This window comes from Aureibaculum koreense (assembly GCF_034296135.1).
Taxonomy (GTDB): Bacteria; Bacteroidota; Bacteroidia; order Flavobacteriales; family Flavobacteriaceae; genus Aureibaculum.
This window is the reverse complement of the sequence record NZ_JAXKVV010000003.1, coordinates 1-17,545: the sequence shown is the minus strand read 5'-3', so window position 1 is coordinate 17,545 and position 17,545 is coordinate 1. Positions and strand designations below refer to the sequence as shown.

The following is a 17,545-nucleotide window of genomic DNA, read 5'->3' as shown; positions in this document are numbered from 1 at the left end:
GGAAAGTAGATCATTGGATTATGGGCTAAATTATTTATAATGTGTTTAGCAATACTTAATTGTTTTAATGTTGATACAAAGATAACGATATACTTAGGACTTTATTCAATAAAAAACCGCAAAATTTCATAAAATAAACCGCAAATTTTTACGGTTTGAACCGTAAAAATTTGCGGTTTAAAAAGCTATATTTTGTGGTTAAATACCTATAATAAAACAAATTAACTATGTAATTTAGTGAAACTAAATTAGGTGTTATGCAACATAGATATTCCATTATAGATAACAACAAATCAACTATTAAAAAAATTCAAAATTTTTTCGAAATAAAAGATGATTTTGTATGTGTGGGTGCTTCAGATTGTTATAATCAATCCTTAGATACTATTTTGGAATACACACCTGATATTGTCTTTATAAATGTAGATGATAACCATGATATTTGTAATAACGCCTTTACCTTTGTAAACGAATTGTATAAATACGTTAGTGAAATTCCTCATATAATTGCCTTGTCAGCTACAAAAGATGAGGCATATAATTGTATGAAGAATAATTTTTATGATTATATTTTAAAACCTATCAATGATTTTGAGTTGCGAAAATCAATAGCCAGGTTAAAACTAAAACCCAAACAGCCTTCAAATAAGCTATGCTTAAAATCTTATAAAGATTACCGGTTTATTGAAATGGACGAAATTCTATTTTTAAAGGCAGATAATACCAGTACAGATTTTTTTATGAACGATGGTAATACTATAAGTGCCTATAAGACCCTTAAGTTTTTTGAAAGTGTTTTACCAGAAAATTTTACCAGAATACACAATAGTTATATTGTAAACCAAAAATATGTATCTAGAATTCACTTCGGAAAATCTAAATGCACCATTAAACAAAGTAGTTTTGCCATTCCGTTTTCAAAATCTTACAAAGAAAACGTGGTTATTTTAGAAAAATCTATTTCTAAAAATGCACTATTGTCATTAAATTGATGTAATAAATTTCCAACTACTGCCATAAGTAGGTTAAGTACTTCTCTTTGCCTACCATCTACTATAACCTTACTAAAATAATAGTATAAACTTGCTATTCCACTTAGTTTTGTAACAGAATTTGAAGCTTCAAAATCAATTTAACTATTAAATAAAACAAGGCTTGTAAATAGTTACAAGCAAATAATCTAATTTTTTAACCTACTAAAAATATAAAATCATGAAAAACTTAAAAAATATATTCGCTTTATTACTATTATCAGTTGCTTTTTACTCTTGTGATGCCGATGCTACACTAGATGAAGTACAACAAGCCGAACAAACGGAGTTTGACGTAAAAGTTTCTGCTGATACAGGTGATCAAGGGCAAGTTGAAGCTGAAAGAGAGGGATAGAAAACATTTAAATAAAGCTTTAACAATAAACCCTAAACAATTTGTTTAGGGTTTATTGTTTTTATTGAATAGATTTGTTGTGATATTTTAAAATTATTTCTGTTGTATTATTCAAAATTAACTTTGTTATTTTTTTTAATACTGCCTCTCTTTTTTTTTGATTTGAGTGCGGATATTCACTCATTTGAAAAACAAAATGACAGTATTATCAAGCTCATTAACCTTGCAAAAGATAAAAAGTTTACATCTAAAAAGAGAAAATACTATTTAGACAGAGCTTTTAAAATTTCTAAGGATGAGAGAAATGATTCTTTAAAAAATATTTATTTTTCAAAGATTGCTTTTACATATTTGAAAATAAATGATTCATTAGGATTTAGAAAATCTAATAAAGAGTCAATCAAATTCTCTACTAAGATGAATGATTCAATTACTATTGCCAATAACTATTGGGATTTAGGGAGATTTTACTCAAAAAATAATGTTAAGGATAGTGCCTATTACAGCTATTCTAAAGCTGAAAAAATATATGAATCTTTAGGTAAAAAGTATTATGGAGGGTTGATGTTATTAAATATGGCCATTATTCAATCTGATCTTAGAGATTATACAGGTAGCGAAGTTACAACGTTCAGGGCCATTGAATTATTAAAACCATTAGACAAATATAAATACTTGTATAGTGCTTACAATAACTTGGGTATTGTATTTAATGAATTGGAAGAGTACGACAAAGCTCTGTTTTATCACAATAAGGCATTGGAGTACCAAGCTAAAATAGAGGGCGAAAATACTTTTAAATCCAATACGCTTAATAATGTAGGTGTTGTTTATAAAAACGATAATCAGCATTATAAAGCTATAAAAAGTTATAACGAAGCATTAAATACGCAAAGTTTAAAACAGCAAAACACAAAACTCTACGCCATGCTATTAGACAATTTAGCCTACAGTAAGTTTAAATTAAACGATACAATTGGGGTAAATGCCTTATTTCAAGAATCGTTGCATCTTAGAGATAGCATTGGTGATATATCTGGTAAAACCATCAACAAACTGCATTTGGCAGAATACCATGCCGCTTATAACGATTCTATAAAAGCATTGCAATTGGCCAACGAGGCTAAAGACTTGGCAGAAAATTCAAAAAATTATAGAGATCTATTGGCATCTTTACTGTTGTTGTCAAAATTAGACAAAAAAAATAGTGACCAATATTCACAACGCTACATAGCTTTAAATGACAAACTACTAAAAGAGGAACGAGCCATTAGAGATAAATTTGCCCGTATTCGTTTTGAAACCGACGAATTTATTGAAGAAAACGAAGCGTTAGCAGAAGAAAAAGAAATTTTAACAGAACAAAAAAAGCGTATTTTAACAATAGGCTCAATACTATTGGTGTTGGGTGTTTTAATCTACATTATACGCGACCAACGTTTAAAAAATATAAGATTAAGGTTGGAAAAAGAACAACAACAGGCCAATGAGGAAATCTATAATTTAATGCTAACGCAACAATACAAACTGGATGAAGGGAAAAGAAATGAGAAAAAAAGAATGTCCGAAGAATTGCACGATGGGGTGTTGGGCAACTTGTATGGTATTAAAATGAATTTAGCGGTTCTTAATCAGCAAAGTAATCCTGACGCTATTTTAAAAAGAGAAGAATTTATTGAGGGGTTATCCAATGTAATTGATGAAATAAGAAATGTTTCTCATGAGCTACATGCAAACGCTCTTGATGCAGATGTAGGTTATATGCAACTAATTGAAGACCTATTAATACAAAAAAGTGAAGTCAACGGTTATAACTATGAGTTATTAGTGGAGGAAGATACAAATTGGCAAGTAATAGCTGGTGATATAAAAATGAATATCTATCGAATTATACAAGAGGCTATTCAAAATATAAATAAATATGCTCAAGCAAATAAAGTTAAAGTTGAATTAAAAAGTGATGGTGACTTTATACATCTCACTATTAGTGACGACGGAATAGGATTTAACACCAAAACGAAAAAAGACGGTATAGGTATTAAAAACATAAAATCTAGAGTGGAGCGTTTAAATGGCTCTGTTGAATTTTTGTCAGAGCTAAAAAAAGGAACTTCAATAATTATTAAGATACCTTATATCGGTATATAATTTTAATTCACTAACTTTGTTACTGACCCTTTTCCCTTTTTATTCTGATGAAAAAGCTAATAAATACATTAATAGTTGATGATAATCCGATGATTATTGAAGCCTATAAAAGTATGTTTAATTATGCTGATTTAGAAGATTATAATATTGAAATTGATATTGCATCGGATTGTGAAGAGGCAATTGCAAAGATGAAATCGGCAACTGCAAAACAATCCTATGATCTTTTTTATTTCGATATGAATTTACCACCTTCATTAGATGGAAAATTTACGTCTGGAAAAGACTTAGCCTTATATGCTAAAGACAGCTTTCCTAAGGCTAAAGTGGTTATTTTAACCTTAAATAATGATAGTCTTAGTATTCATAATATTTTAACCAAAATTAATCCCGACGGATTACTCATAAAAAACGATAGCAACCCAGTTGAATTTATTTCTGGTTTTAAGACCATTTTGAGAAACCCTCCATTTTACAGCAATACCGTCGTAAAGTATTTAAATACCTTAAATGCTCTTAGGGAAAATGCTCAGTTTGACGAGAATGATGTCAAAATATTAATGCATTTGGAACGAGGTATAAGGACTAAAGATTTAGACCAATATATCAATCTTTCTTTGAGCTCGATTGAAAAGAAAAAAAGTCATTTGAGAAAGCTACTTGATGTTAAAAAAGGAAATGACGAAGAGCTTGTCCGTATTGCCAAAGAAAATGGTCTTATATAATTAGTTATTAGAGCATAATAGCCTACTTTTGCAAAAAATTATTGAAGCTATATGCGAACAAAATCCACCAAACAGAATAAGATAAATGTTGTTACCTTAGGCTGTTCCAAAAATGTTTATGATTCAGAGGTGTTAATGGGGCAATTACAAGCCAATGGAAAAGAAGTTGTCCACGAAGATGAGAATGACGATGGCAATATTGTAGTGATAAATACTTGTGGATTCATCGGCAAGGCCAAAGAAGAATCTATCAATACCATTTTGCACTATGCTCATAAAAAAGAGAATGGCGAGGTTGATAAGGTTTTTGTTACAGGCTGCCTAAGCGAACGTTATAAACCCGATTTAGAAAAGGAAATTCCCGACGTTGATGCGTATTTTGGTACGCACGACTTACCAAACTTATTAAAAGTATTAGAAGCAGATTACAAACACGAGCTGTTGGGCGAACGCTTAACAACTACTCCAAAACATTATGCTTATCTAAAAATTGCTGAAGGTTGTGACAGGCCTTGTTCTTTTTGTGCCATTCCATTAATGCGAGGTAAGCATGTTTCCACTCCTATCGAAAATTTAGTAAAGGAGGCTGAAAATTTAGCTGAAAAAGGAATCAAAGAACTAATTTTAATTGCCCAAGATTTAACCTATTACGGACTTGATATTTACAAAAAAAGAGCCTTGGCTGATTTGCTTAAAAATTTGGCTAAAGTAAAAGGCATTGAATGGATAAGATTACATTATGCATTTCCAACAGGTTTTCCGCTAGATGTGCTAGAAGTAATGAAAAGCGAACCTAAAGTTTGTAATTATTTAGATATTCCACTTCAACATATAAATACCGAGATTTTAAAATCTATGCGTAGAGGTACTACGCATGATAAAACGGTCAACTTAATTAAACAATTTAGAACGGCGGTTCCTGATATGGCTATTAGAACCACATTGATTGTAGGTTATCCAGGAGAAACAGATGAAATATTTAATGAACTTAAAAACTGGGTAAAAGAAACCCGTTTTGATAGGCTAGGGGCTTTTGCATATTCACATGAAGAAAATACCCATGCAGCTACTTTAGTAGACGATGTTCCTGAAGCTATTAAAGAACAACGCGTTGCGGAAATTATGGAAATTCAAAGTCAGATTTCTTTTGAGTTGAATCAAGAAAAGGTGGGTAAAACGTTTAAATGTATTTTTGACAGAAAAGAAGGGAACTACTTTTTCGGTAGAACAGAATTTGATTCTCCAGATGTAGATAACGATGTAATTATTGATGCCACCAAACATTATGTGCAAATAGGGCAATTCGTAAGCGTCAAAATTACAGAAGCTGGCGATTTTGATTTGTATGGAGAACCAGTTGGTTAAAAGATTTTATTAATTGACGATAATTCCTCCCCTTATTTCAAGGGGAGGTGTCCGAAGGACGGAGGGGTTTTCTTTTTTTCAATTTTAAATCTCGAATCCTTTCATTCTTTTTCCCTATTTTTATCACATGATAGAAGCCGATTGTACCACTCACATTCCTTTTGCCAAAACGGGCTATTTTTCAACTATTATTTGTGATTATCTCAATGAAGATGAAAAGATTAAACCCTTCTATTCAAACTTTCCAAATAGTGAAGGATTTAAAAAACAGATCGATGCTAAACGTCATTCTGAACTTGTTTCAGAATCTCATAGAAAAATACTTGTCACATCCTTAGAAAATCAATATCAAAATATAGAAGTTTCAGATTCAACCAAACAAAACATTAAACTTCTAAAAAAAGAAAACACTTTTACGGTAACTACCGGTCATCAATTGAATTTATTTACAGGACCATTGTATTTTTTATATAAAATTATTTCTACCATTAATTTATGTAAGCAGTTAAAAGCGGAGTTCCCTAACGAAAATTTTGTTCCCGTTTATTGGATGGCAACTGAAGATCATGACTTTGAGGAAATCAATTATTTTAATTTTAAAGGTCAAAAAATAAGTTGGAATATTGATTGTAAAGGAGCAGTTGGGCGATTGCAAACAGAAGGTTTAGAACAAGTTGCTAATGTTTTTGAAAAAGCATTGGATAGTTCTAAAAATGCCAACTATTTAATTCAGTTGTTTAAAGATTCTTATCTAAAACATGATAATTTAACGGATGCAACCAGATATTTAACCAATGAACTATTTAGTGAATATGGTTTGGTAATAATTGACGGTGATGATAAAGAGTTAAAAAAACAATTTATTCCTTTTGTTGAAGATGAGCTTTTAAATCAAACAAGTTTTAAGAAAGTATCGAGTACTATTGAACAACTCGAAAAGAACTATACAATTCAGGTTAATCCACGAGAAATCAATTTGTTCTATCTAACAAATGAGCTTAGAGAACGTATTGTTTATGAAGATGGAGTGTATAGAGTAGTGGACAACGATATTTCTTGGAGCAAAAATGAAATTCTTAAAGAACTTAACGACTTCCCCGAGAGGTTTAGCCCAAATGTAATAATGAGGCCTTTATATCAAGAAGTTATTTTGCCTAATTTATGTTACATAGGAGGTGGTGGAGAATTGGCGTATTGGTTGGAACTTGCAGCTTATTTTGAGGCGGTAAAAGTTCCTTTTCCAATACTCTTACTGCGAAATTCAGCTTTGATAGTTACTGAAAAGCAGAAGAAAAAAGCTGATAGATTAAATATTGCTATCGACGAACTATTCCTAGATCAACATCAACTGGTCAATAAAAAAATAAAGGAAATATTAGAAATTGAAATCGATTTTTCTGAGCAACGTAGTTTTTTAAAAAAGCAATTTGAAGATTTAGAACAACTTGCCGAAAAAACGGACAAATCATTTATTGGTGCTGTAAAAGCACAAGAGGTCAAACAATTAAAAGGTTTAGATAATTTAGAGAAACGTTTGCTCAAAGCCCAAAAAAGAAAATTAAACGATGAAGTAGAACGAATAAAAGAACTTCAAAATCAGCTTTTTCCAAATCAAAGTTTGGAAGAACGCCAACGTAATTTTTCGGAAATGTATTTGGCTTACGGGGAAAGATTAGTTCCATCATTGGTAAAATCACTTCGTCCTTTAGATGGAAAATTTACAATTTTAGAGTTATAATGAGAAAGCGGTTAAAATATATTATTCTCGCTATTATCATTATTCCACTCTCAATGATTTTTATGGCTAATTATAGTATAGTAAATACTTCAGAAAATAAAGTCTTTGACAAAACTACATCTATACAACCGAACAAAGTAGGTTTAATTTTAGGCACTTCTAAATTATTAAAAAACGGACGGATTAATTTGTTTTATCAATATAGGGTTGATGCCGCAGTGGCATTATATAAGGCTGAAAAAATTGAGTTTATTTTGGTTAGCGGAGATAATAGTAGCGTTAATAATGACGAACCAACTGACTTTAAAAACGATTTGATTGCAAATGGTATTCCTGCTGAAAAAATATTCTTAGATTATGCTGGGTTTAGGACATTAGATTCCGTGGTTAGGGCTAAAGAAATTTTCGGATTGACCGAAGTTACCTTTATTTCTCAAAAATTCCATAATCAAAGAGCTATATATCTTGCTGAAAAAAATGGAATTAAAGCCATCGGTTATAATGCCAAAGATGTTGGTGGTCAGTCTGGTACAAAGGTGATGCTACGCGAATATTTGGCAAGGGTTAAAGTCTTTGTTGATTTATTGTTTGGCGTTGAACCTCATTTTTTAGGCGAAAAAATTGAGATAAAATAAGTATTCAGTCAGCACTAGCAGTTTGCAATTTCTGCTGATTTCAAACTTTCGAGAAAACTCTTCGTGATCTTCGCGTTGCCCACTATGTACTTTGCGTGAAAATTTTAAATCTCAAGTCTAATATCTAACGTCCCATATCTAAAAGAATCCACAAATATCCAAAGCTTTTTTATAAGCTTCTGCCCTAAAATAAGTATTATATTTCGGTAAGTCTACTGGTAAAATCCAAACCAAATCCTCAAATTCATCATCCTGAGGATCCAATTTCATGGTAGCGTTGTACTTTATCTTAACAATATTTAATTCCTGCCGTTTAAAAATATACCTGTCCTCATCTGGATAAATATAAGTTACGGTTTGAGTATAGCTTTTTACAATGTCTTTTTCAGTAATGTCAATAGCTAATTCTTCTTTGAGCTCACGTATTATTCCATCGATAAAATGCTCATCATTATCCAATCCTCCTTGCGGAAATTTAAAGCCGCCATCTCTCGGTGAAGAACCGATCAACACTTTACCCTCATCGTTAACAATTACTGCCATTACGGCTTTTCTAACCTCTTGCTTTGTCAACTTTTATTGATTTTACTCGCAAAGTTATCTAGAAAATATGTTTTTTAATTTTTTTTGGTAATAAATTTGAGGTTTTTCCGTATAAATTTGGGTGAGCCTAACAATATTGTTAGAAAGTCGGTTGGTGGCCGAGAAAAGTTTTTCTTGCAAAGAATTAGTGTCCGAAGGTGTTGAATATGTATTTATTAAAAAAGTATGATAATTTCTGATATTTTGAAAGTAGGCAGGATTCAGAATATCATTGTCGTTTAAATCATTGTTTATTTTGGCATAGACTTTAAATTTGGCCTTATCCATTTTTGACATGGTAACCAAATCGCAAAATAATTTTATTTTTTGACCAAAAGAAAATTTATTCTTAGCGTTAAGATCCGAAATGGTTTTCTTATCGTTTGTACCAAGATGTTGTAACAAATACTTTGTAATCAGTTCATCAATAAGCGAAGTGTTCTCACCAACTTTTTTTTCTAATTCTGTAATCATAGTATAGCAGTTTTAAGTATTGAGACATTATGGTTAAATGAACTGAATACCAGGTTTAAAAAATATGATAGTTAGAAAAATAGTTAGATAGGCTCAAATATATTGAATATTATTGAGCAAAACAATGAAAATGAGTGTATTACCCTTTTTTGTTAACAAATGGTATGTTTTTTCTGTTTTTTAGTAAAATGATAATAGATAATATAAAGACCACCAGTGCCATATAAAAAACTTTACCACCGTCACCATTAACCTCAATACCCAATTTAGTAAGATGTGAAAAGATAGCACCGGAAATAATGCCTAATGATAACAATGCACCCATCCATACCGTTTTTGGAACGAGTATTAATATCGCTGCAATTAATTCCAGAATTCCTATTCCTATTCTACCATAAGGTTCTAGCCCCAAAGTGCTAAAAATATGTATACTATCAGGATGTGCGGTAAATTTAAAATATAATGTTTGAACCAATATCAGTGCAACTAGTAATCTTAAAACGAAGTAAATTTTTGAAGTCATAATGCTTTAGTTTAAACTTTAGTCGAGAATCACTAAAAAACATACAGATATATTTAAAACAATTTATAAACAATTCGCAAAAGGTTCTGACATTTTAAGAATTAAATTTTATTTTTGCGGATGCAAGAAAAAGTCCTCATTTTAGATTTTGGTTCACAAGTAACCCAGCTGATAGCTAGGCGAATTAGAGAATTGAATATATTCTGCGAAATCTTTCCTTTTAATAGCAACAAATTTAATGTTGACGATTACAAAGCGGTAATTTTATCTGGTAGTCCGTGTTCTGTAAATGCTGAAGATGCACCGAAAATTGATTTGACAAAAATAAAAGGAAAAAAACCATTGCTTGGTATTTGTTATGGTGCTCAATATTTGGTCAAATTTTTTGGAGGAAAAGTAGGAACTTCAAACACTAGGGAATACGGTAGGGCAAAACTTTCGTTTTTAGACCATAATGAAGAATTTTTCACGAATATTAATGAGGGCAGTCAAGTTTGGATGAGCCATTCCGATACAATTTTGGAACTTCCTGAAGGGTATAAAAATATTGCGAGTACAGAAGATGTGGAGTATGCCGCTTTTAAAATTGAGAACGAAGATACTTACGCCATTCAGTTCCACCCAGAAGTTTATCATACTACAGACGGCACTCAACTTTTAGCGAATTTTTTGGTAAATATTGCCGATGTAGAGCAAAGTTGGACACCAGATTCTTTTGTAGATTCTACCGTAGATAAACTAAAAAATCAATTGGGTAATGATAAAGTCGTTTTAGGTTTGTCGGGCGGTGTAGATTCTACTGTTGCCGCTGTCCTTTTAGATAAGGCAATAGGCAAAAATTTATATTGTATTTTTGTTAATAACGGCTTGTTACGTAAAAACGAGTTTGAAAGTGTTTTAAACCAATACAAGCACATGGGCCTGAACGTTAAAGGTGTAGATGCTTCGGCACGCTTTTTGAAAGCCCTTGAGGGAATATCTGAACCCGAGTTAAAACGTAAAGCTATTGGAGGCACGTTTATCGAGGTTTTTGATGATGAAGCACATCGAATTAAAGATGTAAAATGGTTGGCACAGGGCACTATTTATCCCGATGTAATCGAATCGGTTTCTGTTTCGGGCGGTCCTTCGGCAACTATTAAAAGTCATCACAATGTAGGGGGATTGCCAGATTTTATGAAATTGAAAATTGTAGAGCCTTTACGGATGATTTTTAAAGATGAGGTAAGAAGAGTTGGTAAGTCTATGGGTATAGATGCTGAACTTTTGGGCAGACATCCTTTTCCGGGACCAGGATTGGGTATTCGTATCTTAGGGGATATTACCGCTGAAAAAGTAAGGATTTTACAAGAAGTGGATGCTATTTTCGTAAATGGATTAAAAAAGTGGAATTTGTATAATGATGTTTGGCAGGCGGGAGCCATGTTGCTTCCGGTAGATTCCGTTGGTGTAATGGGAGACGAGCGAACTTACGAAAAAGTTGTAGCTTTGCGAGCGGTTTCTTCAACGGACGGAATGACAGCGGATTGGGTAAATTTACCCTACGAGTTTTTACAGGAAACATCAAATAAAATAATAAATGGTGTAAAAGGTGTGAATAGGGTAGTTTACGATATTAGCTCTAAACCGCCCGCCACAATTGAGTGGGAGTAAAATTTTAGTTTAGAGTTATGAGTTCAGAGTTAAATAGTAACAAGATACTTTGATTAACAATTCTAGAATTTTAAATGATTTGATTGTCCCCTTGATGGGACTTTAGGGGTGTTCACGCACCGATAAAATGATTGCCGAAAACTATGTGATTAACGTTTTCAGAATAATAAGTCTCAAACAGCGGTACCAATAAAATTGATTAATTGATTAAAAATGAATAAAATAAAATTAACTATACTATTATTTCTTTTGGTAATAGTTAGCGTTTTTTCACAAGAAAAAAAGTACTTGACCCACCAAGTTAAAAAGGGAGAAACGGTTTTTAGTATTACACAAAAATATAGTATCTCAAAAGCTGATTTTCTAAAATTGAATCCAGATATTAAAAATGACGAAGTTAGTATAGATCAAGTTGTTATTGTGCCCAACAAAGCTTTTAAGGCTATACCAGATATTGAGGATGGTGATTATGTGCTTGATGGTTTTTTATACCACAAGGTGCTTCCCAAAGAGAATTATTTTAGACTAAGAAAGGAATATGGAGCATCTAAGCGTATCCTTAGAAAACATAATGAAATACTGAGAATTGACGATTTAAAAGCTGGTCAAGTAATTAAAATTCCGGTAAAAGACGGTTATGAAGTTGATGCGGTTAAGGTCAAGAAGGAAGATAAAACCGTTAGACCTTATTTGGTTAAAGCTAAAGAAACCAAATATATGATTTCTAGACGTTATGGAATTTCAGTTGAAGAACTCGAAAAAATGAACCCTCAAATAAAAGAAGGTTTAAAGGCGGAAACAATAATTAAAGTCCCAAATAGAAAGGAAATACCCGATGCGGTAAATGATGGCAGTATTACGCATCAAATTGAAAAGAAGGAAACACTTTTTAGTTTAAGTCAAAAATTTAAAATTTCACAGGAGCAAATCTTATTGAATAATCCTGAATTGAAGGATGGCGTTAAAGAAGGCATGATAATAAGAATTCCAAAGGTATTGACGCTTAACAATAATCAGATTTTTATTGAAAACATTTCATTAAACAATAATTTAAAAGTGGCAATAATGTTGCCGTTTACAACTGGTAAAAGCGAGTTGGACTTTGATACGGATAGAACATTAAATATTGCAACGGACTTTTATTTAGGAGTGGAAATGGCTTTAGACTCCTTAAAAAAACAAGGGTTAAATATAGCCGCTAAAGTATTTGATACTAAAAATAAAATAACGGAAGTTTCCACTATTATAAAAACAAACCAATTTAATGACGTTGATGCCATAATTGGCCCTATGTTTTTGAATAATGTAAAATTGGTTTCTCAAAGCTTAGGCAATCAAAATACAGCTATAATTTCACCAGTTTCTTCAAAAGACCATGGTGTTTTTGCTTCTAAAAATACAATACAAGATACTCCTTCTGAAGATGAATTATCTCAAAAAGTATTGGATTATATCAAAGAAAATTATAAAGATGAGAATTTGATTGTTATTAAAGATGATATTGAAGAAAACCAATTAAAATATAACAAAACAATAGCTGAATTAAAAAGAATAGATTCACTAGGGAAACTAAGTGTTTTAAGTCCGGTAAAAGGATATATAAGACCAGATTTTTTCAAAAAAAACATCCAGGATAAAGAACAGAATTGGGTAGTTTTATTGACCGATGACCCTTCGGTTACCAATGACGTGATTCAGAATTTAGGGGTAATGCCTGAAAAAATTAATATTACACTTTTTGCGTTACATCATAATGTAAATCCCGGCGGTAATTTTGAGAAGGCTGAAAATCATCATTTGGCCAGGGTTAATTTGCATTATGCTACAGAAAATTTTGTAGATGAAAATGATGTTAAAGTACAGCAATTTGTTAAAAAATACAAAGCGAAAAATCATCTAGAACCTTCTGAATATGCTTTTAAAGGTTTTGATATAACTTATGATGCATTAGCTCGTATGGCTACTTATAAAATGGTAAATAGTGCTTTTTCAGGTGGTATTTCAGAAAGAACTTCAAGTAAATTCTTTTACGTTAAAAATGGAAATAAAGGTTTTATAAATAAGGGTATATTTTTAGTGAAGTATGATGGACTCAATTTGGTAAATGTGGAAAAAGAACCTACAGATAAAATGGAATTGAAAGAATAAATAAAGATATGATCTTATAAATAGCAAAAGCCTGAAATTAAAAATTTCAGGCTTTTTTACTATCTTTTTTTGATACCTACAAATTAAACCAACATCGTAACCGGATTCTCAATATACCCTTTCAATGTCAATAAAAATTCAGCACCAGTTGCACCATCAACCGTTCTATGGTCACATGCCAGAGTTAGCTTCATAGTATTACCAACTACAATTTGCCCTTCTTTTACAATAGGTTTTTGCACAATGGCACCTACTGATAAAATAGCCGAGTTAGGCTGATTTATAATTGAGGTAAAATCGGTGATACCAAACATACCCAAATTAGAAATGGTAAATGTACTACCCTCCATTTCTTGAGGCGTTAATTTCTTATTTCTAGCTTTACCAGCGTACTCTTTTACTTTTGCCCCAATTTGTTGCAAACTTTGCTCATCGGCAAATTTTAAAACGGGAACTAGCAATCCATCTTCAACGGCTACAGCCACACCAATATGTACATGATGGTTGATACGCATTTTATCATCAAACCATTGCGAATTTACCTGGGGATGTTGTTTTAATGCCAAAGCTACTGCTTTAACAACCATATCGTTATACGATATTTTGGTATCGGGAACAGAATTGAATTGTTGTCTAAATGCGATGGCGTTATCCATATTGAACTCAACGTTCAAATAGTAATGGGGTGCAGTGAATTTAGATTCGCCTAATCTGCGTGCAATAACTTTACGCATCTGTGAATTAGGTATTTCATCAAAATTCTCTTGTCCACTGGGTACAAATGGCATTGCAGCTGATCCGGCTTGACCTGGTGTAAAATTCTCAACATCATTTTTAATAATACGTCCTCCAGTTCCTGAGCCTTTTACTTGTGCTAAGTTAATACCTTTTTCCTTCGCTATTTTTTTAGCCAATGGCGATGCAATTATACGTCCACCTGATTCAGAAGTGGTTACGTTAGCTTCTTGCTTTGTTGCAGTCTCTGTTTTTTGGGTTTGTTGAGGTTGGCTTTTAGGCTCTTCTTTTTTAGTAGCTGGTTTCTCCGCCTTTTTATCATCTCCTTTAGAAAAGGCACCATCTTTAATTGAAGCAATTAGTGAACTTACATCGGTTCCTTTTTCTCCTACTACTGCCAAAACGCTGTCAACAGCAGCGGTTTCGCCTTCTTTGACACCAATATAGAGCAATGTGCCTTCATAAAAAGATTCAAATTCCATAGTGGCTTTATCCGTTTCTATTTCGGCAAGAATATCACCTTCTTTAACGCTATCACCTTCTTTTTTAAGCCAAGTTGCTACCGTTCCTTCGGTCATGGTATCACTTAAACGAGGCATGGTTATAATTTCTGCACCATCAGGAATGGTTGCATCGGCACTAGATTTGCTTTCTTCTTTGGTTTCCGTCTTTTCTTCTTTAGTTTCTTCGTTTTTATCCTCTTTTGGCTCCTCTTTTGCACCATTTAATAAATCAGAAATATCTTCACCTTCCTCACCGATAATGGCCAATAATGTATCAACTTTTGAAGTTTCCCCTTCTTGAATGCCAATATGTAAAAGTGTTCCTTCATGGAAAGATTCAAACTCCATAGTAGCTTTATCGGTTTCAATCTCGGCAAGAATATCGCCTTCGTTAATTTTGTCACCTACTTTTTTCAACCATTTTGCTACAACACCTTCTTCCATGGTATCGCTTAAACGGGGCATGTTAATTATTTCTGCCATAAAAATATAATTTTAAACTTTGATCGTTTATTTTTTTCTCTAACCTCTTTCATCCTCCATAGCTTCAGCAAAGGAGGAATTCTCTTACAGTCTATGTTTTAAAAACGGATAATCTTCTTGTTCATAAACCACGTCATATAACAATTGCTTATCTGGATATGGGGATTCTTCTGCAAATTTCTCACATTCGGCCACTTTGGTCTTAACTTCTTTATCTATCGCTTTTATTTCGTCATCAGTTGCATATTTCTCTTTTTTAATTACATCCAAAATTTGAGTGATTGGGTCTAATTTTTTATATTCAGCAACTTCGTCTTTTGTGCGATAATGTTGGGCATCGCTCATGGAATGACCTCTATATCTATAGGTTTTTACTTCTAAAAAGTAAGGGCCGTCTTTTCTAGCATGCTCAATAGCTTCATACATGGCTTCAGCTACTTTTACAGGATTCATACCATCAACCGGTTTACTTGGCATATCATACCCCAAACCTAATTTATAAATATCGGTATGATTTGCTGTCCGTTCCACACTGGTTCCCATAGCATAGCCGTTATTCTCACAAACGAATACAACAGGTAATTTCCAAAGCATTGCCAAGTTAAAAGATTCATGCAAAGAACCTTGCCTAGCGGCTCCATCACCAAAACAAGTTAATGTAACGGCATCACTACCTTTATATTTATCACCAAAAGCAATTCCGGCTCCTAAAGGAATTTGACCACCCACAATACCATGACCTCCGTAAAAACGGTGCTCTTTAGAAAAAATGTGCATAGAGCCACCTAAACCATGAGAAGTTCCAGTTTCTTTACCATATAGTTCTGCCATAACACGTTTGGGATCAACACCCATACCAATAGGTTGCACGTGATTTCGATAAGCGGTTATCATTTTATCTTTGGTAAGGTCCATGGCGTGCAAAGCACCTGCCAATACTGCTTCTTGACCGTTATAGAGATGCAAAAATCCCCGTACTTTTTGCTGAATGTAAACAGCGGCTAGTTTATCTTCAAACTTACGCCAAAACAGCATATCCTTATACCAGTTGATGTAGGTCTCTTTTGTTATTTCCTTCATTTTGTTTAAAAGTAAAATTTATAAACGTAAACACAAAAATACTACTTTAGTAATAGTTAAAAAAGAAACATCGAATTTTATTTTAACTCCATTGCTTATAGATTGAGCTGTTCCATGACAAATTTCATTTATCTTAGATTTAAAGTGATAAAAATAGCCGCTATTTTTTAATTTTCCAACGTGATAACTTCCATTCCTTTTGTTCCAGTTTAGACAGAAAAGTCCAAGCCACTATACGGCTAGATTTGTTGCCCGTGCCCATCAGGATGGTTTTTACTTCACTTGCATTAAATTTATTGAGTGCTTTATAGATTCCTTTAAGATTAGATTGTTTAGAAACCAATGTGGAAAACCAATAACAGTTTTTACCAAACTTTTCACTTTCCCTGACCATATTCGCAATGAATTTGGATTCGCCACCATCACACACCAATTCATTATAAATTCCAGCGAAATTGAGTTCTGGTTTTTCTACTTTTTTACCCGATAAATTCTGAACTTTTCGCTGTGTACCACGTTTAGCATCTTCTAATGAAGCATGGAAAGGTGGATTGCAAATTGTAACATCAATTTTATCATCTCGGGTAAGTATGTGGTAAAAAACATCTTTTGGATTTTCTTGTAATCTAAAAGTAACTTTACTTTTTAACGACTGATTAGAATCAACAATATGTTGTGAAGATGCAATGGATTTCGGGTTTATATCCGACCCAATAAAATTCCAACCGTATTCCGTTACTCCTAAAATGGGGTAAATACAACTCGCACCTACACCAACATCTAAGCAGATAACTTTATCTCCTTTGGGGATTTTCCCAAAATTATGCTCACATAACAAATCGGCTATATGGTGAATATAATCTGCTCTTCCCGGAATGGGCGGACATAAATTCTCATCCGGGAAATCCCAAATTTTAATTCCATAATAATGATTGAGCAATGCCCTGTTTAAGATTTTTACCGCTTTTGGATTGGCAAAATCCACAGAATCATCACCATATTTATTGGGTTTTACAAAAGCTTCCAATTCTGGATTTGACTTTACCAATGCCTTTAAATCGTAACGTTCCCTATTTTTATTCCGCGGATGTAAATTTGATTTTACAGGATTGGGTTTTTTTGAGGGCATTTGTTTTGTTTGAAATAGTTCTTTTGGTAGTGCAATTTAGTCTTTTTTTATTGCTCTCTTTTACAAATCAAATTATACATATATGTATAAAATTAAAAGATAAAATAGACATATAATACCATTTCTCTTGTTAATTTACTCAATTATTTGTAAATTGCCTTATGGCAAAACAAATAGACTTACACATTAAAGAGAGTGAATCAGAACTAAAGGCTCTTATGAATGCTCAAAGCAAGCT

At 32.6% G+C, this 17,545-nt stretch carries 15 protein-coding genes; 9 read left to right on the top strand and 6 right to left on the bottom strand.

Translation table 11 applies throughout. From position 1 onward, the window contains the following. Window positions 1–257: 257 nt before the first annotated feature. The 7 genes from UMM65_RS03800 (at window position 258) to UMM65_RS03770 (ending at window position 7,997) form a co-directional block, all read left to right on the top strand. Window positions 258–992, top strand: coding sequence for a LytR/AlgR family response regulator transcription factor (locus UMM65_RS03800; RefSeq protein ID WP_321975152.1), 735 nt, complete (start codon window positions 258–260; stop codon window positions 990–992). Window positions 993–1,212: 220 nt separating this feature from the next. Next, entirely contained in the window at window positions 1,213–1,386 is a 174-nt protein-coding gene (locus UMM65_RS03795; RefSeq protein ID WP_321975151.1) for a hypothetical protein, read from the top strand. 417 nt (window positions 1,387–1,803) lie between these two features. Beyond that, window positions 1,804–3,534: a tetratricopeptide repeat-containing sensor histidine kinase gene (locus UMM65_RS03790; protein ID WP_321975150.1), complete on the top strand. Its 1,731-nt coding sequence runs from the start codon at window positions 1,804–1,806 to the stop codon at window positions 3,532–3,534. A 47-nt stretch (window positions 3,535–3,581) separates the two neighbouring features. Continuing rightward, entirely contained in the window at window positions 3,582–4,259 is a 678-nt protein-coding gene (locus UMM65_RS03785; RefSeq protein WP_321975149.1) for a response regulator, read from the top strand. 51 nt (window positions 4,260–4,310) lie between these two features. After that, a complete protein-coding gene (rimO, locus tag UMM65_RS03780; protein ID WP_321975148.1) occupies window positions 4,311–5,624 on the top strand; it encodes a 30S ribosomal protein S12 methylthiotransferase RimO in 1,314 nt (437 codons plus the stop codon). A 127-nt stretch (window positions 5,625–5,751) separates the two neighbouring features. Beyond that, window positions 5,752–7,362: a bacillithiol biosynthesis cysteine-adding enzyme BshC gene (bshC, locus tag UMM65_RS03775; protein WP_321975147.1), complete on the top strand. Its 1,611-nt coding sequence runs from the start codon at window positions 5,752–5,754 to the stop codon at window positions 7,360–7,362. After that, window positions 7,362–7,997 (top strand): SanA/YdcF family protein, encoded by a 636-nt coding sequence (locus tag UMM65_RS03770; protein WP_321975146.1) that lies wholly within the window; start codon window positions 7,362–7,364, stop codon window positions 7,995–7,997. The genes bshC and UMM65_RS03770 overlap by 1 nt, the downstream gene beginning before the upstream one ends. A 138-nt stretch (window positions 7,998–8,135) precedes the next feature. Here UMM65_RS03770 and UMM65_RS03765 read toward each other — a convergent pair whose 3' ends face one another. From UMM65_RS03765 to UMM65_RS03755, 3 genes are all read right to left on the bottom strand, one after another. After that, entirely contained in the window at window positions 8,136–8,570 is a 435-nt protein-coding gene (locus tag UMM65_RS03765; protein ID WP_321975145.1) for an NUDIX hydrolase, read from the bottom strand. A 24-nt stretch (window positions 8,571–8,594) separates the two neighbouring features. Next, window positions 8,595–9,053, bottom strand: coding sequence for a hypothetical protein (locus tag UMM65_RS03760; RefSeq protein WP_321975144.1), 459 nt, complete (start codon window positions 9,051–9,053; stop codon window positions 8,595–8,597). A 139-nt stretch (window positions 9,054–9,192) separates the two neighbouring features. After that, window positions 9,193–9,576: a DoxX family protein gene (locus UMM65_RS03755; protein ID WP_321975143.1), complete on the bottom strand. Its 384-nt coding sequence runs from the start codon at window positions 9,574–9,576 to the stop codon at window positions 9,193–9,195. Window positions 9,577–9,696: 120 nt separating this feature from the next. Between UMM65_RS03755 and guaA the strand changes: the two genes are divergently transcribed. Both guaA and UMM65_RS03745 read left to right on the top strand, forming a co-directional pair. Then, complete coding sequence (guaA, locus tag UMM65_RS03750; RefSeq protein ID WP_321975142.1) at window positions 9,697–11,229, top strand: glutamine-hydrolyzing GMP synthase; 1,533 nt, start codon at window positions 9,697–9,699, stop codon at window positions 11,227–11,229. A 213-nt stretch (window positions 11,230–11,442) separates the two neighbouring features. Further along, window positions 11,443–13,377: a LysM peptidoglycan-binding domain-containing protein gene (locus UMM65_RS03745; protein WP_321975141.1), complete on the top strand. Its 1,935-nt coding sequence runs from the start codon at window positions 11,443–11,445 to the stop codon at window positions 13,375–13,377. 83 nt (window positions 13,378–13,460) lie between these two features. Here the strand turns inward: UMM65_RS03745 and UMM65_RS03740 are convergent, their stop codons facing one another. The 3 genes from UMM65_RS03740 to rlmF form a co-directional block, all read right to left on the bottom strand. Next, the gene (locus UMM65_RS03740) at window positions 13,461–15,098 is read right to left on the bottom strand and encodes a pyruvate dehydrogenase complex dihydrolipoamide acetyltransferase (RefSeq protein ID WP_321975140.1); all 1,638 of its coding nucleotides are present in this window, start codon (window positions 15,096–15,098) and stop codon (window positions 13,461–13,463) included. Window positions 15,099–15,182: 84 nt separating this feature from the next. Further along, window positions 15,183–16,178, bottom strand: a complete 996-nt coding sequence (gene pdhA, locus UMM65_RS03735; RefSeq protein WP_321975139.1) for a pyruvate dehydrogenase (acetyl-transferring) E1 component subunit alpha — start codon at window positions 16,176–16,178, stop codon at window positions 15,183–15,185. Between the two features lie 160 nt (window positions 16,179–16,338). Further along, window positions 16,339–17,307, bottom strand: coding sequence for a 23S rRNA (adenine(1618)-N(6))-methyltransferase RlmF (rlmF, locus tag UMM65_RS03730; protein WP_321975138.1), 969 nt, complete (start codon window positions 17,305–17,307; stop codon window positions 16,339–16,341). Window positions 17,308–17,545 lie beyond the last annotated feature (238 nt).